Genomic DNA, 20678 nt, shown 5'->3' on the forward strand with positions numbered 1-20678 from the left:
CCTAAGGCCTCGAGGCACGAAAGGGACAACGATGTCCGAGACTCCTCTGTACGGTTCTGCAGCTGCTACCCCGGCTGCTCCTATGCGCAAGACCCGCGTCCATCACCTCGCCGAGATGAAGCAGAACGGCGAACGTTGGTCGATGCTCACGGCCTACGACTACTCGACGGCCCGAATCTTCGAAGAAGCCGGCATTCCGGTTCTCCTCGTCGGTGATTCCGCCGCCAATGTCGTATACGGCTACGACACGACGGTGCCGATCACCGTCGACGAACTTCTCCCGCTGGTTCGCGGTGTAGTTCGCGGCGCACCCCACGCACTGGTTGTTGCCGACCTCCCGTTCGGCACCTATGAAGCCTCCGCCGAACAGGCTCTGGCAACTGCCACCCGCTTCATGAAAGAGGGCCTCGCCCACGCCGTGAAGCTCGAGGGCGGCGAGCGGATGACCAAGCAGATTGCCGCTATCACTGCTGCCGGTATTCCCGTCATGGCGCACGTCGGCTTCACCCCGCAGAGCGTCAACTCGCTCGGCGGATTCCGCGTCCAAGGCCGCGGCGACGGTGGCGACCAACTTGTGGCGGACGCCATTGCCGTGCAGGAAGCCGGCGCTTTCTCGGTGGTCATGGAAATGGTTCCGGCTGACATCGCGGGCCAGGTCACACGCAAATTGACCATCCCCACCGTCGGCATCGGGGCGGGCAACGAATGCGACGCCCAGGTCCTCGTCTGGCAGGACATGGCCGGCTACACGAGCGGTAAGACAGCCAAGTTCGTCAAGCGTTTCGGTAACGTCGGTGACGAACTGCGCTCCGCGGCCGCAGCCTATGCATCAGAAGTTCGCACAGGCGCCTTCCCGGCCGTCGAGCACAGTTTCTGATCCGAGACCGGCGAACGCCGCCTGTCTCTCGAAAAGAAATTCAGGGGTGCGTTCATGATCGGTAACCGTCGTCATTTCACAGCTGCCGTTGTTGGTTCGGCTGCTCTCGTGACGGTTCTGAGCGGATGCGCGGGAGGGACCACAACCTCTCCCGCGCCCAGCTCGGCAACACCGACCACATCGGCCGCGGCAACCACGACCGCTGCCGCGGCGGGCACGTTCACCGAAGCGCAGGTGCAGCAGCTGTGCTCGGACATGGAAGCCGAACTGCAGAATTGGCGAACAGTCACCCCGACGCTCGGCAAGGGCGCGCTCAACCTCCTGGTCGGATCCTGGGCGAGCCAGAACGGCATCAATCTGATCGACCTTGCGGCGCATCGTGATCGCGTCGACACGGCGATGGCGGCCACGTGCCCGGAAATCCGGGATGGCGCGTTGTACGCGCTGGAGATCCCCGACCTCGCTTCGGGCATGGTCGGTTTCTGATGACCGAAACCGGTGAACTCCGCGAACTCTATCCCCCGATCGAGCCACACACGTCGGGCTTTCTCGACGTCGGCGACGGCCAACGCATGTACTGGGAGATCAGCGGAAACCCCGACGGCAAACCCGTCGTATTCCTGCACGGCGGCCCCGGCGGTGGGACACACCCGTCGCTGCGGCAGTTCTTCGATCCCGACGCATACCGGATCATCCTTCTCGACCAGCGCGGATGCGGTCGGTCGACGCCGCACGTCGCCGACGGCGCCGATCTGTCGGTCAACACCACCGACAAACTGCTGCACGACATCGAAGCCCTGCGTGAGCATCTCGGAATCGAGAAGTGGATGGTGTTCGGCGGGTCGTGGGGTTCGACTCTCGCACTCGCCTATGCCGAAACCTTCCCGACTCGGGTCACCGAACTCGTGCTGCGCGGGATATTCCTCCTGCGCCGAAGTGAAATCGATTGGTACTACAACGGCGGAGCGGGTCATATGTTCCCCGAACGCTGGGCCAAGTTCCTCGAACCGGTACCCGAGAACGAGCGCGGCGATGATCTGGTTGCGGTCTACCACCGCCTCCTGCATTCCGACGACGCGGATGTGGCAGAGCGCGCCGCTGTCGCCTGGTCCGCATGGGAGGGTTCGACAAGCTTCCTGATCCCGAAACCGGAGAAGGTCGAGGAGAACTCCGAAGTACGCTTTGCCCTGGCTTTCGCGCGGATCGAGAACCACTACTTCGTCAATGCCGGCTTCATCGACGAAGCTCAACTGCTGACCAAGAGTTCGGCCCTGCACGGCATTCCCGGAACAATCGTGCAAGGCCGCTACGACGTCGTCTGCCCCGCCACCAGCGCCTGGGACCTCCATAATGCCTGGCCGGAGTCGAAGCTCGTCATCGTCGACGACGCCGGCCATTCCGCGATGGAACCCGGCATCACCCATCACTTGCTCGAGGCAACAGACTCCTACCGGTAACTCGGCTCTATGCCGGGAAGCTGAACTCCACAGTCCGCTTAGCTGTGTCGACGGCGGTGAGTCGCACCTTCACCCGCTCACCGTCGTCGGGAGTGCCGACGCACTTGGCGATCACGGTCACCGACGGTATGAACACCTCGGCAGCGCGCTTGCCGTCCTTGGATCGCATCACCACAGCATCGAATACCTCGCCGACGCGGCCCTCGAGCAACGTCACCTCGGTCAGATCGATGCATGCGCGATCCACCTTGTTCGCGACGGAATCCGATCCGCTCATGATCGGCGGCAATTCAGGCAACGCGGTCCGCACCCAATCCGGTACGGGCGTACCAGCACTGATCGCCAGACATATCTCGGTACTGAATCGATCGGACAGCCGGCGCAGCGGAGCAGTCACGTGAGCGTAGGGCGCGCCGATGCCCGCATGCACTGTCAGATCGGGCAATTGGCCGTCGAACGCCGCATAGTCGGCGCCGCGCAGCAAAGACGGCGCTACCGACATCAAGGCCATCGTGGACGGCTCCTGCGCGTCGAGTCCGGCAAGAATCTGCCCCACCGTCTTGCCCGGCGGCCACGTAATACCCAGCGCAACCGCAGTTCTCCGCAACGTGTCCACTGCCGATTGCTCGGCCGGCGGCAACGTCCGCAACAATCCGACACCTGCGTCGATCATCATCCGGCCGGCGCACATCCCGGTCAACAGAGACACTTCGGCATTCCAGTCGTCGGCTTCCGTCCGCGGTTCCAACACAATTCGCCACCGACCGGATTGATCCGGTCCGGCCTCTTCCCGCACCACGGACTGCTCCGGCAACTTCAACTCGATGGCACCGCGGGCTACCGCCGAGTCACCGCGGAGACGGCCGAATTCCGGTAGCGCCGCGATCGACGGGTGCAAGGTACCGGCATCAGCGTCGGCCTGAACCGTCGAATAGTCCAGACGCGCCACGGATTTCACGAGGGCTCGGGTTACGGACCACGACGTCGGCTCGGCGTTGACGTCGAGTTCGATTCGCCAGAGCGCTGCCGGACGAACCACGTCCGGCAGGAGGCTGGCCGAATCTTCCGACAACACACGCGGATGCAGGGGTACGGAACCGTCCGGGAGATAAAAGGTTTGGCCCCGCCCCCGGGTTTCGATGTCGAGCGCGGCGCCCGGAACCACCACCGCGGCAACGTCCGCGATGGCGTAGTGGACAACAAAGCCGTCTGCTGACTTTTCGAGATGGACTGCCTGATCGAGATCCATCGATCCGGGCGGATCGATGGTGACGAACTCGATGTGCGTAGCGTCCAGTCGGCCGTCCGCATGGCGATCTCGGGCATTCTCGGCCTCGACCATCGCCGCACTGCCGAACGCGTCGGGCAACGAAAACTCAGCCCGAATCGTCCCGAAGTCGATTCCCTGCACCGTTATTCGACCTAAGGGCACGCGTCCTCCACCTTCGATTCGGCGCATAAACCGAACTCAGTTGTTCCAGTCGTCGTCGGCCCGATCAGCGGCTTTGTTGCGTTCCGCGGCGATCTGCAGTGCATGCTCTGCCGACTCCCGATCAGGGTACGGCCCCATTCTCGTCAAAGATGAGGGACCCTTGCCTTGGGAGACAGAACCATCGGACACATCGAAGTACCAGAGTCGATCTTCATCAGTCATGAATACAGTGTGGCATTTCAGTGGGAGTCAGGCTTGTAGATCGCTGTGAGACTGCTATTCTTTCGACTTGGCCTGGCAGGTGAAAACCGGACAATCGAACGGTGAGTTCTGCTTGATCGCCCTCGACAAGCTACGAACAGAAATTGGAGCGCGCAATGTCCGCAATTCTTTACGATTACCTTCTCCCGCTCATGGGCCATGACGCGGCAACCTACTGGGCGACCCTGTTGGTCATCAAGCCCATCTGATAACCGCCACACGAACTACGACATACAACCCCCGTCGGCCATGCCGGCGGGGGTTGTATGCGCTTGCGAAGCCTTGAAAAAGTCAGGGCGAACGAGTTGGCGTATAAGCCGGATCCTGTCCTCGACACCGAAGTGACGAGTGGCGACCATCCATCTGGACACACCGTCGCCGGGTGCCTCACGCGGTTCACCCGCAAGCTCGGGCGAGCAGCCCTCGAACACTTGCGCAGCCGCACCGCACGCGATGCGACCTTCAACCTTGCTCCGGGCGGGGTTTACCTAGCCACCCCGGTCACCCGGGGTGCTGGTGCGCTCTTACCGCACCGTTTCACCCTTACCTGCCCCGAAAGGCAGGCGGTCTGTTTTCTGTGGCACTGTCCCGCGAGTTGCCTCGGGTTGCCGTTAACAACCGCCCTGCTCTGTGGAGTCCGGACTTTCCTCGACTCGGGGCCTGTGCGCACTACGCGCTGGTTCCCTGATCCGCGGCCGCCCGGCCAACTCGTCCGCCCCAGTAGGTTACCGGGTGGCTGTCGGTGACCCGAACTATGGTCGCTGTATGACTCGGTACGTGGCCCTGCTACGCGGCATCAATGTCGGCGGTATCAACATCAAGATGGTGGATCTTGCGCGCGTCTTCACAGAACTCGGATTCGAGAGTGTGAAAACGGTCCTGGCGTCAGGCAATGTCCTCTTCGACAGCACCAGTGCCGATGTGCCCGCGCTGAAGAAAGCCATCGAAACCGCCCTCAACCGCGAATTCGGGTACGAAGCCTGGGTGTTCGTGCTCGACACCGCAGAATTGAAAGCCATCGTCGACGGATATCCCTTCGATCCCGACCGCGAAGGGTGGCACGCATACGCGATGATCGCGTCGGAGCCGTCAGTGCTCGCAGAACTCGCCGAATCGGCCGCGGGGCTCGACCCCGCAGTCGAACAGGTAGCACCGGGTGACGGCGTTTTGTACTGGGAGGTCGAGAAAGGCATGACCGTCAAGAGCGCCTTCGGCAAGAACACCGGCAAACCGAAATTCAAGGCGTACACCACCACCCGCAATCTGAACACGCTCCACAAACTTCTGAAGTGAGTCTGCTTCCGATCATTCTGGTCGGCGTTGTGCTCGTGTTCGCGATCGTTCGCCCACGCGGGCTGCCCGAGATCGTGGTAGCCGGCCCCGCCGCGATTGCCGTGGTTCTCGCCGGCGCGGTCACTGTCGGTGAAGCCCGCGATGAAGTGACAGCAATGGCACCGACCGTCGTGTTCTTGGTTGCGGTGCTGATTCTCGCTCATGCCGCCGACGCTCTCGGTGTCTTTCACTGGGTGAGTCAGGTGCTGCGGCAAGGCTCGCGCCGAGATCCGCGCCGCCTGCTCACCTACGTCTTCGGCGCAGCGGCCCTGACAACCGCGGTACTGAGCCTCGATGCAACGGTTGTGCTGCTCACCCCGGCTGTGATCGTTGCCGCCCGATCCATCAACGCCAGCCCACAACCGAACTCGTATGCCGCTGCGCACCTCTCGAATTCGGCGTCTACCCTGCTGCCCGTCTCCAATCTGACCAATCTCATTGCGTTTTCGGCAACCGGACTGACCTTCCTGCACTTCACCGCCCTGATGGCGCTGCCGTGGATCGTGACGATCGTGATCGAGTACGTGATCTTTCGACGGTTCTTCCGATCGGAGCTGCGCGCAAACACAACCGACGGGCCGGTTCCGGAAATCCGTCACTCCCCCGCACCCGTGCTGCCGTTGTCGATCATCGGCGCAACGCTGTTCGGCTTTGCCGCTTCGGGATTCGTCGGCATCGAACCGGCGTGGGTGGCCGTCGCCGGCGCGGCAGTGCTGTCTGCGATCGCTCTCCGTCGCCGCAGAACCGACCTGAAGCGCATCGTGTACGCGGCCGATCTGTGGTTCTGCGCATTTGTGCTGGTGCTCGGCGTTGTGGTGGCAGGCGTCGCACACGGTCCCGTCGGGGACGCTGTTGCGCGGATACTGCCGTCGGATACCGGCTATGTCTCGCTGCTCGTGGTGGCAGCGGTCGCGGCGATCGCGTCGAACCTCGTGAACAACCTGCCGGCCACCTTGCTGATGATCGCGGCCCTTGGCCCCTCGGCCCCGACCGGCCTGGTACTGGCCATGCTGATCGGGGTGAACCTCGGCCCTAATCTGACCTACGTCGGCTCACTCGCAACAATGCTGTGGCGGCGAGTGGCCACCAGCGTGGACGCTGCGCCCACGCTGGCAACCTTCACGCTGCTCGGTCTGGCTACGACGCCACTGACCCTTCTCGGGGCAGTCAGCGCGCTCTGGTTAGTTCTGTAGTCAGCGCAGGTGCGACGTGTCGTTCACGAGTCGCACCGATGCTCCACCGTCAGGGTAGAACTCGGCGATGCTCAGCGACGCCAAATCCAGGTGCAGGCGGTACAGCAACGACGGACCAGCGTCGAGCGCCAATTGCACCAGGGTCTTGATCGGTGTCACATGAGAGACGACGAGCAGTGTCGACCCGCTGTACGTTGCGATCAGATCGTCACGCGCGGCAATAACGCGCTCCCGAACCTCGTCGAAGCTCTCACCGCCGGGCGGCTTCACGGACGTGTCGGACAACCATGCCGTGTGCAGTTCCGGATCACGCTGCGCCGCTTCACGAAACGTGAGCCCGTCCCAGTCGCCGAAATCGGTTTCGATCAGACCTTTGTGCTCGATCACCGGCAGGCCGAGAACCCGCGCCGACTCCTCAGCTGTCTCGCGCGTGCGGCCGAGCGGGGAGGAGACAATGGCGTCGATGCCACCGCGACTGCCGAATCGTGCTGCTGCGCCGGCGGCTTGAGCGCGCCCCAGTGCCGTGAGGATCGGATTACCCCGGCCCGAATAACGGCGATCGACCGACATCGCTGTCTGACCGTGACGCAGCAACAACATCCGCGTCGGCTTGCCCACGCTGGCCGTCCACCCAGGCGAACCGGCGATCTGCGGTTCGGACGAGGTCTCGGCGGGCGCAGTTCTCGGCGTGGACACCGGGACGGGTTCGCTTGCGGTCTCGATACCTGCAGAGTCAAGGCCGGCAGTTTCCATTCCGGCTGCCGCGTCCATCGCCTCGTTTGCCAGCCGATCCGCATGCGAATTCTCCGCGCGGGGAATCCAGGTGTACGTCACGCTCGCGAACTGCGCCGCCACCTCTGCGGCCTCGCGCTGGAGCGGAATCATGTCCGGGTGCTTGACCTTCCAGCGACCGGACATCTGCTCGACAACCAGTTTGGAATCCATCCGGACATCAACATCGGAGGCGCCGAGTTCACCGGCAGCGGTCAATCCCGCAATGAGCCCGCGATACTCCGCAACATTGTTGGTGGCGGTGCCGATGCTTTCCTTGCGTTCGGCCAGCACCGTGCGAGAGCTGTCGAACACGACAGCGCCGTACCCCGCCGGACCTGGGTTTCCCCGCGATCCACCGTCGGCCTCGACGATGACTCGTGACAAACTCACAGACCGGACTCCTTGGTACGCACCATGATTGCGCCGCACTCGGGGCAACGGACAACAACGTCGGATGCCGTGCCGGCAATGCGCGAGATCTCACCGCGGTCGATTTCGATCCGGCAGGCACCACAGCGGCGAGCCTGAAGCAAGGCTGCGCCCGGTCCCCCGAGGGTGCGCTGCTTTTCGTAGACCGCCAGGAAATCGGCGGGGAACTCGCCGACCAGACGCTCACGGTCCGCGACGCAGCGCTCCTGCGCCTTGTTCAGATCGGCCATAGCGTCGTCGCGACGACGCTTGGCGTCGATCAGTTCCTCTTCTGCCTGCGACAGCTGCGCGCCGGCGTGATCGTAATCTGCCTGCAGCGCCTCACGCTGTTCCATGACCTCGAGCAACTCGTCTTCGAGAAGCCCCTGCCTACGCACAAGGCTGCCGAGTTCGTGTTCGAGTTCGGTGAGCTGCTTGGCTGCTACGTTGCCGCTCTGCAAGAGAGTGCGGTCTTTGTCTTCGCGCTGACGGACAGCGTCGATCTCACCTTCGAGCTTGCGGATATCGCGATCGATGTCGTCGATCTGGATTTCGACGCCGACGGACGCGTCCTTGCGGCTGATGCGCTCAGCCTCGAGACGGTCCACTTCCTGCTGCTCGGGAAGCGCACCGCGTCGATGTGCGATCCGGGTGAGCTCCGCATCCACGCCGGCGAGGTCGAGAAGCTTGGCTTGCACCTGTGGTTGGACGTTCACGCTGTGTAACTCCTGCTGTATGTCCGGTGACGGGTCTGCTGTTGAAATGTTCGTGCAACCGTACCTTGATCGGTGGCCACCTACGACGCACTCAGGCACCACGGATCGGTGCGGATGGTGCTGACTCGACTGTGCCACTCGGGAACGGACCCGAATGCGGCGTCGACCACCGACTTCGCCTGGGCACACCACGGATATTCACTGGCCCAATGTGCAACGTCGACGAGCGCCGGTCCACCGGCCCGCAGATGCTCGTCCGCCGGGTGATGCCGCAGGTCGGACGTCACGTACGCGTCGACGCCCAGCGCGGACACCACACCGAGATACGAATCGCCGGAACCGCCGCAGACCGCGACGGTACGCACCATCGCGTCGGGGTCGCCGGCCGCGCGAACGCCCCATTCCGTCGACGGCAGTGCTCCTGCGACTCGCGCCGTGAACTCACGCAGCGTTTCGGCGTGCGGAAGCTCACCGATGCGGCCGAGGCCCCGAGAACTCGGGAAGGTGGCCAGCTCGAACACGTCGAAGGCCGGTTCTTCGTAGGGGTGTGCGGTGCGCAGAGCGTCGAGTACCGCCGTGCGTTTGGTGCGCGGCGCGATGACCTCGATCCGATCTTCCGAGACCTGCTCGAGCGCGCCGACGCTTCCGATTGCGGGAGTTGCCTTGTCGCCGGGAAGGAATTGCCCGGTGCCCGTGACCGTCCAGCTGCACTCGCTGTAGTCGCCGATGCGGCCGGCTCCTGCCTCGAACAGTGCGCCCTGCACTGCGTCGGTGTGGTCGATCGGCACCATGACCACCCACTTGTCCAGGGGCTGTGAAGGCTTCGGCTCGATCGGGCGCAGCACTGTCAGACCCAAAGCGTCCGCCAGAGCGTCGGAGACACCGGGGTCGGCTGAATCGGCGTTGGTGTGCGCCGAGAACAAGGCACACCCCGCTTTGATCAGCTTGTGTACCAGGGCACCCTTCGGCGTGTGCGCGCCGACGGTGTCCACTCCGCGCAGCAACAACGGATGGTGCACAACCAGCAGGTCCGCGCCGGAGGCAATTGCGTCGTCGACCACGGATTCGGTGGGATCCACGGCAAAAACGACGCGGCTCACCGAATCGGCCGGGTCACCGCACACCAATCCGACAGAATCCCACGACTCGGCCAATTCCGGTGGGTACGCGGCCTCGAGTACAGCTATGACGTCGGCGAGGGTTGTGCTCACAAGATCTCCTTCATCGCGTCGATCAGGATCGACACCTGATGCGGCGGGCGGACTGCCAACCGCAGATGATTCGGGCCGAGTCCGGGGAACGTATCGCACCGTCGAACAGCGATGCCGCGCTCGCGCAAATGCAGACGCATCGCTTCGCCATCGGCAAGTTCGAGCAGAACAAAGGGTGCCGACGCAGGCTCGTGGACCGAGATACCGTTGGCCGAAAAGCTGAGGGCGCGAAGCTCGCGGCACAACGACTCGCGATCACGGGCGATCGCAGTTGCCTTCTCCTGCGACTGCGCCACCGCCGATGGTTCACAACAGGCCCTGATCGCTTCGATCTGCAAACTTCCGAGTGGCCAATGTGCCCGGCCTTCGGTGAGCCGCGTCAGCACATCGGGTGCTCCGAGCGCGTAGCCGCATCGCAAACCAGCCAGCGCCCATGTCTTTGTCAGACTGCGCAGCACCAGCACGTCCGGCAGAGACTGATCAGCGACACTCTCGTTTTCACCAGGCACCGCATCGCCGAAGGCCTCGTCCACGACCAGAATTCGGCCCGGCCGACGCAGTGCAAGCACATCGTCTTTCGGATGCAACACCGACGTCGGATTGGTGGGGTTACCCAGAACCACCAGATCTGCCGATTCGGGGACGGCTGCGTCACGCAACAGATACGGCGGTTCCAGGATCACCTGCGTCACGGGTACACCGGCTTCCCGCAGAGCCAATTCCGGTTCCGTGAACGAGGGATGGATCAACGCAGCCGATGTCGAGCCGAGCCGGGGCAGCATCGCAAATCCCTCGGCTCCACCGGAGAGCAACAGCACTTCGTCGGGCCGTCGGCCATGGCGCGCAGCGACGGTTTCCCTGGCCCGCAGTTCCGCGGCCGCAGACGGGTACGCACCGAGGCTCGACAGCTCGCGCGCCAGGCGCTCCCGCAGCCACTCCGGTGGCCCGTCGCCTTGAACGTTGACGGCAAAATCGAGAAGGCCCGGCTGCGCGTCGACGTCCCCGTGGTGACGCAAACTGTCCAGGTTGTCCGCTGCGATACTCACGGTGACGAGACTACGGGCGCGGACAGGGCTCCCCACGTGCGGGATAATGACCTTCTTTGAGCTCACTTCCCCTCGATAGTTTTCCCGTTGTCCTCTTCGACCTCGACGGAACCATCACCGATTCGGCCCCCGGAATCCACCGCGGGTTCCGTCATGCGCTGGCTACCGTCGGCCGGCCCGAACCCACCGAAGAGATGCTCGCCGCAGTCATCGGCCCGCCCATGATCGACACGTTCCGCTCAATGGATATGCCCGCCGACGAGGTCGAGGCGGCGATCGGCGCGTACATCGAGCGCTACGACGCCGTCGGCTGGAGTGAAAACTCGGTCTTCGACGGTATGGACGATGTACTCGCCCGGGCCAGCGCGCACGGCACCCGCTTGGCGGTCGCGACGTCGAAGTCGGAACGGTTTGCGATTCGTATCCTCGAGCACTTCGGCCTCGCCCACTATTTCGAGTTCATCGGCGGCGCCAGCGACGACGGTTCCCGGCGGGCCAAGCCGGATGTCATCGCGCATTCGTTGACCGAACTCGGGCTGACCCCGGTGAGCGCAACCGACGGCGGCACCGCGGATGTGATCATGGTGGGCGATCGCGATCACGACGTTCTGGGAGCAGCCAAGTTCGGAATTCCCGCGCTGTTCGTCGAATGGGGTTACGGTCACGCATCCGAAGCGGACGGCGCCCGTCACTCGGTTGCGTCGACCACCGAACTGGGAGGACTACTCGATGGCCGGCACTAAGTCAGTACTGCACGTGACGTTTGTCTGCACCGGCAATATCTGCCGGTCGCCGATGGCAGAGAAAATCCTGCTCGGCCATCTGCAACGCGAAGGTCTCGACGATCAGGTTCGGGTGACCAGCGCCGGTATCGACGGCTGGCACAGCGGCGAGGAAGCCGACTCACGAACCAACAAGATTCTCCTCGCGGCCAACTACCCGACCGGCCACAGCGCAGCTCAGGTCAACGACGACCACCTGTCGGCGGACCTCGTCGTACCCCTCGACACCGGCCACGATCGTGAGCTCGCTCACCTTGGCGTTCCGACGGAACGACGTCGGCTGCTGCGTTCCTTCGACCCCGATGCCGACGGGGACTCGGTGCCGGACCCCTACTACGGTGACTTCTCCGATTTCGAACTGGTCCAGGATCAGATCGAAGCGGCAATTCCGGACATCCTGGTCTGGATCCGCGAACGACTGTAGGACGCGGAGCTGAATTCACTCAGTTCGGAAGAACGGATACCGTAGTAGTCGTGCGGAGACTCAAATTCTTGTTGCGGCCCGGTTGGTTGGTACTGGCAGCTGTGGTCGGCATCTTCGCCTACATGTGCTTCACCGTGCTGGCGCCATGGCAGCTCGGAAAGAACACGTCCACCGAGTACCGCAACGATCTGATCTCCAATTCCATCAACGCGGAGACAGTGCCCATCGGCAATGTCATCGCCGACGGCACCATCGCGCCGGCCGACGAGTGGCGAAACATCACAGCCGCCGGGTCCTATCTCCCCGATGCCGACATCCTCGTCCGCCTTCAGTCCGTCGAGGGTGCACCGGCCTACGAGGTCTTGACTCCGTTCGCCCTCGACGACGGCCGAACCATCCTCGTCAATCGCGGCTTCGTGCGGCCGATCACGGGTGCGGAAGCGCCTCCGATTGCCGCGCCGCCCACCGATCCCGTCACCTTGAACGGCCGGGTTCGCTTGTCGGAGGGCACGGCCCCCGGCCGAGTTCCGATGTTCGAAGACGGCGCTAAGCAGGTCTACTCCATCGACGCGGGCCCGATCGGCGAGTTCATCGGCACCGATCTTGTCAACGCGTACATCCAGCTCGAGCCCGACCAGCCCGGCGGACTCGGCACCATTGCGCTCCCCCAACTCGACGCCGGCCCGTATCTCTCGTACGGATTCCAGTGGCTCGCATTCGGCATCATGGCACCACTCGGACTGGCGTACTTCATCCGTGCGGAATGGCGGGAGCGACGCAAGGAGAAGGAAGAGTCTGCCGATACAGCTGGCGACGACTCGACTCCAGCGCCGACTCCGACCCCGGCACGCACTATCGGGCGTCGCAAAAAGCCGGAGCCCGAATCAGTTCCGCGAACGGCCAAGGAAGTCAAACTTGCCGACCGCTACGGCAACAGCCGCTGACGTTATCGCGGCTCCGATCTGAACTATCGAGGACAGCCTCGACGCCCGGCGCAAATCCGTCGGCGTCGGGGCTGGTCCGTTTCCGAGCACCGGACGCATTTCGACGCCGTAGGAGTACTGCGTGCGTCCTCCGAGCGAGATACCCAATGCTCCCGCAGCGCTGGCCTCGGCCACGCCCGCATTGGGACTCGGATGCGCCGACGCGTCACGACGCCACGCGGATAGAGACTCGCGCGGCGAACCGCCGACCAACGGTGCCGATGCGGCGGTGATCACACCGGTCAATCGGGCGGGCACAAGATTGACCAGATCGTCGAACCTGGCTGCGGCCCATCCGAAGTTGCGGTACTTCTCGGAGCGGTAGCCGATCATCGCGTCCAATGTGTTTGCGGCGCGGTAGACGAACAAGCCCGGGATACCGAGCACGGCACCCCACAGCAGCGCGCCCACGGTCGCGTCGGACGTATTCTCGGCCACCGATTCCAGGGCCGCTCGGGTGAGGCCTTCCTCGTCCAGGACCGACGGATCGCGACCGCACAGCGACGGAAGTAGGTCGCGTGCATCGGTGAGGTCCCCACTTCGCCTGGATTCCTCGAGCCGCACCGCCATGTCGTGTCCGGTCCGCGCGAGCGACGTCCCGCCGAGCACCGCCCACGTGGCCGCGGCCATAACACCGGCGTGTGCGAGCCACCCGCCGCGTCGAGCAACGCTTTCGGAGACCAGTCCGAGTGCCCCCACTCCGGTCAACAACACCGTTACGTGCACGGTGCCCGCAACCTTGCTGTCGGAGTAGGAAACCCGCTGCAGAGCAATCGCACTCGTACCGAAACCGGCGACGGGATGAAACCTTGCGGGGTCGGCAAAGTAGCGGTCGGCAGCAAAGCCGAGGAGCAGGCCGGCGGCGCGAGCAGTGACAGGGTGACGGTTCTTGGACGCGTTGAGCACAGAACAGTTCTACCCGCGCCCGCTGCCGTCAGGTTCAGACGGCCTGGAACCGCATGGTTTCCGCGGTCAGTCCCGGACCGAAAGCCATCGCACAACCGGCCTTTCCACTGTGCTCGCCGTTCTTGTTCTGCTCCATCATCTCTGCCAGCACGAAGAGCACGGTGGCCGAGGACATGTTTCCGTAGTCGTTGAGGATCTTTCGTGATGCGGCCAGATCGGTCGGCACCAACTCCAAAGACGTTTCGACGGCATCGAGTACGGACCGACCGCCGGGGTGCACAGCCCACAAGCCGATGTCACTCTTGTCCGCACCGGCAAGAATCAGCTTCATGCTTTCATCGTCCAAAGCGCGCGACAGGGTCCCGGGAACCTTGCCGGACAACACCATGTCGAAGCCGAGCTCACCGATTCTCCACGTGATCAGTTCCGCGGAATCGGGAACCATCACTGCCTGGAAGGAATTCATCGCCAGCCCTTCGGACTCGGCGGAGATCAGGACGGCGGCACAACCGTCGCCGAACACGAGGAACGAGAGCATCGTCTCGAGATCCTCGGACTTCTGCAGATGCAGCGAGCAGAGTTCCGTGCTGACCACGAGGACCCGCGCATTGGGCTCCGAACGAACGATGTGATGCGCCAGCTTGAGTCCGTTGATGCCGGCGAAGCAGCCCATGAACCCGATCTGCGTGCGCTCGACGGACGGGCTGATCCCACACTGTTTGATGATCTCGAAGTCGATTCCGGGAGAATAGAATCCGGTACACGTGATGACGATCAGGTGGGTGACCTCGGAGGCACGGTCACCGAGATTCAGACCGTTCACGGCGCGCACGGCCAGTGCCGGTGCGGTGCGTTCGAACTCGATCATGCGCGTTTCGGTGTTGATTCCGTTGGGGTCGCCGCTGTAAAAGTCGTCAACCGAGCTGATTCCGGAGTATCGGTGCGAAATCTGCGCCCGATCGGCCATACGGCGGAACAGCAACTGCTTGCGCCGAAGAGTGAAGGAATTGTCTGCGAACTCCACGAAGGCATCGTGTATGTCATGCTCTGGCACAACCGTCGAGATCTTGTTGATGTAGGCGGTAGTCATGTCGAGCCTCCGAGGAACTTGGTTGAAGCTTCTACAGTGTGCAGAATTCAGATGAAATCACATCGGAGAACAAAACGGGGACCTACGTCGTTTGGCGGACTGTCCAGTCTCACAATGCATCCGAGACCGATACACAGAAACAAGGAGACCGGTGAGTTCGATACTGCTCTGCAGCGCACCGCTGACAGGCCACGTTGTTCCGATGCTCGCTGTCGGAAAAGCTCTGATCGAAACGGGTCACTCCGTATCGATACTGACCGGCGACAAGTTCGCGCGGCGCGCCGACTCAGCGGGAATCACACACATCCCCCTTCCCCCCGAATGCGATTTCGACGAGCACAACATGGAAGCCGCGTTCCCAGGACGGTCACGTCGGCCCGGACCACTTCGTTCCCGATTCGACCTCGAGAGAATCTTTGTCGCATCGATGTCCGCGCAGTACAGGGCAGTTGAGCGCATCATCGAATCCACATCCGTCGATGCCGTCGCCGCCGAGAATTTGTTCATGGGATTGATCCCGCTGCTGAGCGGATCACCCGCTTCCCGACCGCGTGTATTCGCGATCTGCACATCACCTCTCATGTGCACGAGCATCGATACCGCACCGTTCGGACCGGGGTTTCCACCGTCGTCGACCCGCGCCGGACGCATCCGCAACCAGGCGCTCAACAGCGCTTTCGAGTACGGAATTCTGCGCGCCGCACAGTCGTCCGCCGACCGCCAACACCAACAACTGACCGGCAATGCGATCCCGGATTTTGTTCTGAACTGGCCCATACTCGCCGATGAAACATTTGTGCTGACCACCGAATCGTTCGAGTATCCGCGCAGCGATCGCGACCACCGATTGACGTTCAGCGGCCCGATCCTCTCGACATCGAGCAGCGATTTCACGCCACCCACCTGGTGGAACGACCTCGACGGAGACCGACCAGTGGTGCTCGTCACACAAGGGACCCTCGACAACGGTGACCTGAATCGATTGATGGAACCCACAATTCGCGGCCTGGCCGATCAGGACGTACTTGTGGTCGCCACAACGGGGGGCCGCCCGATCTCCGACGTGTCGGCCACCGCCGAGAACCTCCGCGTCGCGGAGTTCCTCCCCTACGATCAACTTCTTCCCAAAGTCGATGTCATGGTCACCAACGGAGGCTGGGGCGGCGTGCACTACGCCCTCGCACACGGCGTCCCCTTGGTAGTTGCCGGAACCACCGAGGACAAAGCCGAAATCTGCCGCCGGGTCGAAATCTCCGGTACCGGCATCAACTTGCGACGCGGCACCCCACGTGCGCGTTCCATCGCCACGGCCGTCCGACGTGTCCTCGACGACAAAGCGTTCCGCACGCGCGCTCAGGAATTGCAACGAGACCTCTCCGAGCTATCAGCCAGCGCAACCATCGCGGCAACCATTGCGGGGGCGTCCGAAAACGTAACTCCCCCATCTGGTTCACAATTGCACTAATCTTCGCCCTCATGAACAAACGATGGTGGTGGGTGATCGGCTCCGCGGTGGCCGTAGTGCTGGCAGTCGTACTTGCCGGACCCTGGGTGTACGCAAATTTCATTCACGGTGATCAGCCGGACGCGCTCGGACTGAGCGACGACGCCGCTCCCGCCGACGCGTCGGCAGAAATCGACGGTACGTGGACCGTCGGGCCCGGATCGAAGGCCGGCTACGAAGTGTGGGAAACGCTCCAGGGACAACGGGTCTTCGTCCGCGGACAGACCGAGAAAGTCAGCGGCACCGCGACCGTCGAATCCGAGAAGCTGACCGAGGGAACCGTCGAGGTCGCCGTTGCCACCATCGCAACCGACGACGGCCGACGCGACTTCCAGTTCAGCAACTCCGTGATGAACGCCAGCAAGTTCCCCAAGGCGACGTTCACCATCACCGAACCCGTTGACCTGAGCACAGTCCCAGCCGACGGCACCATCACCACCATCCCGATCACCGGCGAGCTCACTCTCAAGGGCGAAACCCGTCCGGTGACAACTGATTTCGATATCCGTAGGTCGGCTGCCGGAATCGAAGCCGCCGGCGCCATCGATGTCACGTGGACCGATTACAAGATCGACAAGCCCACCATGTTCGCCAACATCATCGTCGAGGACGCCGGCCAGATTCAGTTCTCGATCATCCTGTCCAAGTAGTTCGCCGCGACTCGGGAACCGACCAGCGCACGCGCCCACGTGGATTCGCGCGCAGGCCCGTTCCCGAGTTTTGCATAATCCGCCACCACCCGATCCGGGCGCACGAGAACTGCGCGGGCGCGGTGTCGATCCATCCACGACGACACCGCGCGACCGGTTTCGTCACTACCGACGAGCACTTCCACAGCTCCGAGCGCCGACGCGAGAACCCTGAGATGGGTGTCCATCTCACCGCGATACACCAGAGCAAAACCAGTGCCAAGACGATCGTCGTCGCCGGCATGTTGTTGTGGAAACATCAATCCGACAGGGTTTCTCGCCAACACGGGGCGCCTCGCCAACAGCCCTGCCCGCAGCCTCGGAGAAATCGACTTCATCGCCGGTCCACTGAACCCCGGCACTCGGCACACCGCTGTCAGGATGGATTGACGCGCCTGCGAGATGAAGCCCTTTCCGCCGGCCATCACCCAGCCGATCGCCACAGCAGCTCGAACAATCTGCGTCACATGCGGTTTCCGTTCCTCCTGATAGCTGTCGAGGATCGACCGTTCAGCAGTGCCGTCCACCACCGCCGCCAGCTTCCACGCCAGATTGGCCGCGTCACGCAACCCTGCACCCATGCCTTGCCCGATGAAGGGTGGCGTCAAGTGCGCGGCATCGCCGAGCAGGAAGACGCCGTCGCGCCCCCACACGTCGGCCACAACGGCACGGAATGTGTATCCGGTATGACGCAGCACTTCCGCTGCCTCCCAGGGCACCTCGCGGAACCACGGCGCCAGTAATGCGCGTAAAGAATCCTCTGACGCGAGTTCGTCGACGCTCTCCCCGGGATTGATCCGGAACTCCCACCGGTAGCGGTCTGGGCCGATCTGCATGAACGTCGACGGGCGCGACGGGTCGCACACTTGGTAGACGCCATCCCACACGTCGAGGGAGACGCCGCACCGCACATCGACAACCAACCAGAGTTCTTCGAAATGGAGATCACGCATCTTCGTGCCGAGGAACTCGCGGGTCCGACTGTTCGCGCCGTCGCATCCGAGCACAAAGTCAGCAGTGACTGTGCGCCTCGCTCCGGAATCCTGTTCCACCAGTTCAACTTCGACAACGGAATCCACGCTGCGAGTCACTGTCGCCTCCACCCCGGCGACTACGGTGGCTGCGGGAAAGCCCGCAAGATTGTGCCTGAGCAGGTTCTCGAGGTCAGGCTGATCGAACATATTCGCCTGGGGCCAGCCGTGTTCTCCGACGCCCTCACGGCGTAACTCCAGCAGGGTTTCCAAACTGCCGTCCACCAACCGCATCCCTCTGGCGGTTTTGCTGATTGCGGCGAATTCGTCAGCTACACCCAGCTTTTGGAGTATCCGGTGGACCTCGTCGTCGAGGTGCACCGCACGAGGAAGCGGGTAGATGCCGCGGTGGCGTTCGACGACCATGGTCTCGACACCACGTTGGGCGAGCAACGTCGCGGCGGCAATACCAGTCGGCCCAGCTCCGATGATCAGTACAGCTACATGTTGGGCGTGCGTTGGCACCGATGCTCCAGAGTTCGACGTGCAAGAGTTCGATCATCTGTGGGCGGGCCCGCTGCGTCAAGGGGTTCCTCAGCCAGATTAACCCGGAGACCGGAGACTAGAAAAACAAAAACCCTGACCACACCGGAGCGCAGATCAGGGTTTTGTCATTCGGTGGGCGCGGAGGGTTTCGAACCCCCGACCGCTGGTGTGTAAAACCAGAGCTCTACCACTGAGCTACACGCCCGAACTCCCGGCGAGAACCTCACCGGGAGTGCTCTAAGACTCTAGCGCGGCAATCGCATTTGCCCAAAGCGCGTGGTCACGGGCCTCTCCGGGGCCATTCATCTCGGCAAAACGGATGATTCCATCCTTGTCGATGACAAAGGTTCCACGGTTAGCGAAGCCCAGCTTGTCGTTGAACACGCCGTACTTCTGCGCAACCTCACCGTGCGGCCAGAAATCGGAAAGCAACGGGAAGGTGTAGCCCTGCTCGGCGGACCAGATCTTGTGTGTCGGCGAAGCGCCGACGGAGATGGCCAGGATTGCCGTGTCGTCGTTTTCGAACGTCGGAAGCTCGTCGCGGACCTTGCAGAGTTCGCCCTGGCAAGTTCCGGTGAAAGCCAACGGGTAGAAGACGAGCAGAACGTTCTTCTTACCGCGGAAGTCTGCGAGCGAGACTTCCTGGTTGTTCTGATCCTTCAACGTGAATTCCGGTGCCTGAGCACCAACTTCGAGAGGCATGGATTTCATCCTTCACTGACGATAGGAAAAGTTTCGGAAATACGACAGTGCATCGGACGTCGCACTTGCGTCATCCGATGCACTGTTGCTCGATGCGGGCTTGATCAGCGCTTGCCTGCTGGGCGAGCCTTCGGCTGAACGAGTCGGCTTGCCGACCAGTCACCGAGGTTCGCAGCAGACGTCTGAGTCAGTCCTGCTGTAGGGGCAGATTCAGCGATCTCGCTGGGCTCGACGTGTCCGTCGCGCCCTGTCTTAGGTGTGAGAACCCAGACAAAACCTTCGTCTGCGAGAGGACCGATGGCATCCATCAGCGCGTCGACAAGGTCTCCGTCTTCATCGCGCCACCACAGCAGCACGACATCAATGACTTCGTCCGAATCCTCGTCGAGCATTTCCCCGCCGATGGTTTCCTCAACCGCGGCACGAATGCCGTCGTCGGTATCCTCATCCCAGCCCAGTTCCTGCACCACCATATCGGCAGTAATCCCGAGTTTCTGAGCGTAGTTCTGGGCATCCGCCGCGGCGACCACGGTGGGGTCCTCCTTTTGTTGATGGTGCACGGAGTCCCCGCGCACCGACCGTTTAACGTTCGATTAGGGAAAGCGAACATGGTCGAAGGCGTTAGCGCAAGCCGACCACGCCGAAAACTTTTCCGGATTTGTGTCCGCAGACACGCCCGGAACCCTACGCCTTCGAAAATCTGCAGGTCACAGCGCTCCGCATTCGGTGCGGATCGAATCCCGAATTGAATTGGTTGTATCGGTGATCGAATTGATTTCGTCCGGCGAATGGTCGCGCTTGACGACGCCGGCGATCGACCGGAGGTTGTCGGCCAGGTCTCCGAACAGTCCGGACAGCGCGGCGGGAACGTCCGCGGTCGCGGTGTCGAGCCACCCTGCGAATTCGTCTGCCGAGGACGCAGCTGCCTGCGCTTTGCTCGTCACGTCGGACTCGTCGTTGTTGTTGGCGTCGATGTAGGCGTTGAAGACGGCCACATCGTCCTTCGATCGGCGTATCAGCTCTTCACAGGTCTGGAACGCGATCTCGACCGCGTCGGCTGCAGCTTTCGACGACGATGCTGCAATCGACGCCGTCACCTCGGCCTGATAGGCAGCAGCCTGCACCCTGTTCGGAGTCGGTGATCCCTCGACGGCACCCGAACACCCCACGATCACCACAGAACCCACCGTCAACGCGCCGATCGCGACAACTAATCCACGACGTCGATACCGGTCCACGCTTTTTCCCGATCCCCTGACCGGTCCCGCCTTCATCACCGACGAATCCCCCCTCACATCGCGTTGCCACCGGCAACTCTTGCAGCCGAACGTCGAACTCGAGAACGCTACCCGACGGTAACCGGGGCCACAGTGT

The 20678-nt window shown here is 62.8% G+C and carries 22 protein-coding genes, 1 tRNA gene and 1 other RNA gene; 10 read left to right on the forward strand and 14 right to left on the reverse strand.

Annotated elements, in window-relative coordinates:
* The first annotated feature begins 31 nt into the window (after positions 1 to 31).
* From panB to pip, 3 genes are read left to right on the forward strand one after another with little or no spacing between them, the layout of a single operon-like run.
* Positions 32 to 877: a 3-methyl-2-oxobutanoate hydroxymethyltransferase gene (panB, locus tag FEZ60_RS17845; RefSeq protein ID WP_172936668.1), complete on the forward strand. Its 846-nt coding sequence runs from the start codon at positions 32 to 34 to the stop codon at positions 875 to 877.
* Positions 878 to 931: 54 nt separating this feature from the next.
* The gene (locus FEZ60_RS17850; RefSeq protein ID WP_033233135.1) at positions 932 to 1363 is read left to right on the forward strand and encodes a lipoprotein; all 432 of its coding nucleotides are present in this window, start codon (positions 932 to 934) and stop codon (positions 1361 to 1363) included.
* Positions 1363 to 2334: a prolyl aminopeptidase gene (pip, locus tag FEZ60_RS17855; protein ID WP_045067144.1), complete on the forward strand. Its 972-nt coding sequence runs from the start codon at positions 1363 to 1365 to the stop codon at positions 2332 to 2334. The genes FEZ60_RS17850 and pip overlap by 1 nt, the downstream gene beginning before the upstream one ends.
* Positions 2335 to 2341: 7 nt before the next feature.
* Here pip and FEZ60_RS17860 read toward each other — a convergent pair whose 3' ends face one another.
* The 3 genes from FEZ60_RS17860 to rnpB form a co-directional block, all read right to left on the reverse strand.
* Positions 2342 to 3766: an RNB domain-containing ribonuclease gene (locus FEZ60_RS17860; protein ID WP_346343381.1), complete on the reverse strand. Its 1425-nt coding sequence runs from the start codon at positions 3764 to 3766 to the stop codon at positions 2342 to 2344.
* A gap of 36 nt (positions 3767 to 3802) precedes the next feature.
* Positions 3803 to 3988: a hypothetical protein gene (locus FEZ60_RS17865; RefSeq protein WP_033233133.1), complete on the reverse strand. Its 186-nt coding sequence runs from the start codon at positions 3986 to 3988 to the stop codon at positions 3803 to 3805.
* A gap of 336 nt (positions 3989 to 4324) precedes the next feature.
* An RNA gene (gene rnpB / locus FEZ60_RS17870) (RNase P RNA component class A) lies at positions 4325 to 4738 on the reverse strand.
* 54 nt (positions 4739 to 4792) lie between these two features.
* Between rnpB and FEZ60_RS17875 the strand changes: the two genes are divergently transcribed.
* Positions 4793 to 5320: a DUF1697 domain-containing protein gene (locus FEZ60_RS17875; protein ID WP_172936669.1), complete on the forward strand. Its 528-nt coding sequence runs from the start codon at positions 4793 to 4795 to the stop codon at positions 5318 to 5320.
* Positions 5317 to 6552: an SLC13 family permease gene (locus FEZ60_RS17880; protein ID WP_172936670.1), complete on the forward strand. Its 1236-nt coding sequence runs from the start codon at positions 5317 to 5319 to the stop codon at positions 6550 to 6552. Before FEZ60_RS17875 ends, FEZ60_RS17880 begins: the two co-directional genes overlap by 4 nt.
* Here the strand turns inward: FEZ60_RS17880 and FEZ60_RS17885 are convergent, their stop codons facing one another.
* From FEZ60_RS17885 to cobC, 4 genes are all read right to left on the reverse strand, one after another.
* The gene (locus FEZ60_RS17885) at positions 6553 to 7716 is read right to left on the reverse strand and encodes a bifunctional RNase H/acid phosphatase (RefSeq protein WP_141486100.1); all 1164 of its coding nucleotides are present in this window, start codon (positions 7714 to 7716) and stop codon (positions 6553 to 6555) included.
* Positions 7713 to 8450 (reverse strand): C4-type zinc ribbon domain-containing protein, encoded by a 738-nt coding sequence (locus tag FEZ60_RS17890; protein WP_095885946.1) that lies wholly within the window; start codon positions 8448 to 8450, stop codon positions 7713 to 7715. The genes FEZ60_RS17885 and FEZ60_RS17890 overlap by 4 nt, the downstream gene beginning before the upstream one ends.
* Before the next feature lie 80 nt (positions 8451 to 8530).
* Complete coding sequence (locus FEZ60_RS17895; RefSeq protein WP_141486101.1) at positions 8531 to 9661, reverse strand: Nif3-like dinuclear metal center hexameric protein; 1131 nt, start codon at positions 9659 to 9661, stop codon at positions 8531 to 8533.
* Positions 9658 to 10707: an Rv2231c family pyridoxal phosphate-dependent protein CobC gene (cobC, locus tag FEZ60_RS17900; RefSeq protein ID WP_172936671.1), complete on the reverse strand. Its 1050-nt coding sequence runs from the start codon at positions 10705 to 10707 to the stop codon at positions 9658 to 9660. Before cobC ends, FEZ60_RS17895 begins: the two co-directional genes overlap by 4 nt.
* A gap of 56 nt (positions 10708 to 10763) precedes the next feature.
* Here cobC and FEZ60_RS17905 point away from each other — a divergent pair, with 56 nt between their 5' ends.
* The 3 genes from FEZ60_RS17905 to FEZ60_RS17915 are packed head-to-tail and all read left to right on the forward strand — an operon-like array spanning position 10764 to position 12857.
* Positions 10764 to 11450 carry an HAD-IA family hydrolase gene (locus tag FEZ60_RS17905; RefSeq protein ID WP_033233120.1) on the forward strand — a complete coding sequence of 229 codons (687 nt, stop codon included), beginning with the start codon at positions 10764 to 10766 and terminating at the stop codon, positions 11448 to 11450.
* Complete coding sequence (locus tag FEZ60_RS17910; protein WP_045067133.1) at positions 11437 to 11913, forward strand: low molecular weight protein-tyrosine-phosphatase; 477 nt, start codon at positions 11437 to 11439, stop codon at positions 11911 to 11913. The genes FEZ60_RS17905 and FEZ60_RS17910 overlap by 14 nt, the downstream gene beginning before the upstream one ends.
* A 50-nt stretch (positions 11914 to 11963) precedes the next feature.
* The gene (locus FEZ60_RS17915) at positions 11964 to 12857 is read left to right on the forward strand and encodes an SURF1 family protein (protein WP_141486103.1); all 894 of its coding nucleotides are present in this window, start codon (positions 11964 to 11966) and stop codon (positions 12855 to 12857) included.
* Here FEZ60_RS17915 and FEZ60_RS17920 read toward each other — a convergent pair.
* Entirely contained in the window at positions 12798 to 13802 is a 1005-nt protein-coding gene (locus tag FEZ60_RS17920; protein ID WP_141486104.1) for a cobalamin biosynthesis protein, read from the reverse strand. The two genes, FEZ60_RS17915 and FEZ60_RS17920, sit on opposite strands and share 60 nt — an antisense overlap.
* 34 nt (positions 13803 to 13836) lie before the next feature.
* Positions 13837 to 14892: a type III polyketide synthase gene (locus tag FEZ60_RS17925; protein WP_172936672.1), complete on the reverse strand. Its 1056-nt coding sequence runs from the start codon at positions 14890 to 14892 to the stop codon at positions 13837 to 13839.
* A 151-nt stretch (positions 14893 to 15043) separates the two neighbouring features.
* Here FEZ60_RS17925 and FEZ60_RS17930 point away from each other — a divergent pair, with 151 nt between their 5' ends.
* Both FEZ60_RS17930 and FEZ60_RS17935 read left to right on the forward strand, forming a co-directional pair.
* The gene (locus FEZ60_RS17930) at positions 15044 to 16357 is read left to right on the forward strand and encodes a glycosyltransferase (protein ID WP_141486105.1); all 1314 of its coding nucleotides are present in this window, start codon (positions 15044 to 15046) and stop codon (positions 16355 to 16357) included.
* Between the two features lie 11 nt (positions 16358 to 16368).
* The gene (locus FEZ60_RS17935; protein WP_045067125.1) at positions 16369 to 17046 is read left to right on the forward strand and encodes a YceI family protein; all 678 of its coding nucleotides are present in this window, start codon (positions 16369 to 16371) and stop codon (positions 17044 to 17046) included.
* On the opposite strand, the gene FEZ60_RS17940 is transcribed toward FEZ60_RS17935, so the two are convergent.
* The 5 genes from FEZ60_RS17940 to FEZ60_RS32550 form a co-directional block, all read right to left on the reverse strand.
* A complete protein-coding gene (locus tag FEZ60_RS17940; protein WP_141486106.1) occupies positions 17019 to 18581 on the reverse strand; it encodes a bifunctional 3-(3-hydroxy-phenyl)propionate/3-hydroxycinnamic acid hydroxylase in 1563 nt (520 codons plus the stop codon). The genes FEZ60_RS17935 and FEZ60_RS17940 overlap by 28 nt on opposite strands.
* 154 nt (positions 18582 to 18735) lie before the next feature.
* A tRNA-Val gene (locus tag FEZ60_RS17945) sits at positions 18736 to 18807 on the reverse strand.
* A 32-nt stretch (positions 18808 to 18839) separates the two neighbouring features.
* A complete protein-coding gene (locus FEZ60_RS17950; protein WP_033233192.1) occupies positions 18840 to 19304 on the reverse strand; it encodes a peroxiredoxin in 465 nt (154 codons plus the stop codon).
* Between the two features lie 104 nt (positions 19305 to 19408).
* A complete protein-coding gene (locus FEZ60_RS17955; RefSeq protein ID WP_033233108.1) occupies positions 19409 to 19834 on the reverse strand; it encodes a DUF3052 domain-containing protein in 426 nt (141 codons plus the stop codon).
* A gap of 177 nt (positions 19835 to 20011) precedes the next feature.
* Entirely contained in the window at positions 20012 to 20542 is a 531-nt protein-coding gene (locus FEZ60_RS32550; RefSeq protein WP_242484692.1) for a hypothetical protein, read from the reverse strand.
* Positions 20543 to 20678: the final 136 nt, after the last annotated feature.

The sequence above is a fragment of the Rhodococcus sp. MS16 genome (assembly GCF_013277795.1).
Taxonomy (GTDB): domain Bacteria; phylum Actinomycetota; class Actinomycetes; order Mycobacteriales; family Mycobacteriaceae; genus Rhodococcus_F; species Rhodococcus_F globerula.

Coding starts and splice junctions, on each gene's coding strand:
- FEZ60_RS17935 (WP_045067125.1), top strand. CDS start 16,369: ATGAACAAACGATGGTGGTGGGTGATCGGCTCCGCGGTGGCCGTAGTG.
- FEZ60_RS17875 (WP_172936669.1), top strand. CDS start 4,793: ATGACTCGGTACGTGGCCCTGCTACGCGGCATCAATGTCGGCGGTATC.
- FEZ60_RS17865 (WP_033233133.1), bottom strand. CDS start 3,988: ATGACTGATGAAGATCGACTCTGGTACTTCGATGTGTCCGATGGTTCT.
- pip (WP_045067144.1), top strand. CDS start 1,363: ATGACCGAAACCGGTGAACTCCGCGAACTCTATCCCCCGATCGAGCCA.
- FEZ60_RS17925 (WP_172936672.1), bottom strand. CDS start 14,892: ATGACTACCGCCTACATCAACAAGATCTCGACGGTTGTGCCAGAGCAT.
- panB (WP_172936668.1), top strand. CDS start 32: ATGTCCGAGACTCCTCTGTACGGTTCTGCAGCTGCTACCCCGGCTGCT.
- FEZ60_RS17950 (WP_033233192.1), bottom strand. CDS start 19,304: ATGCCTCTCGAAGTTGGTGCTCAGGCACCGGAATTCACGTTGAAGGAT.
- FEZ60_RS17910 (WP_045067133.1), top strand. CDS start 11,437: ATGGCCGGCACTAAGTCAGTACTGCACGTGACGTTTGTCTGCACCGGC.
- FEZ60_RS17850 (WP_033233135.1), top strand. CDS start 932: ATGATCGGTAACCGTCGTCATTTCACAGCTGCCGTTGTTGGTTCGGCT.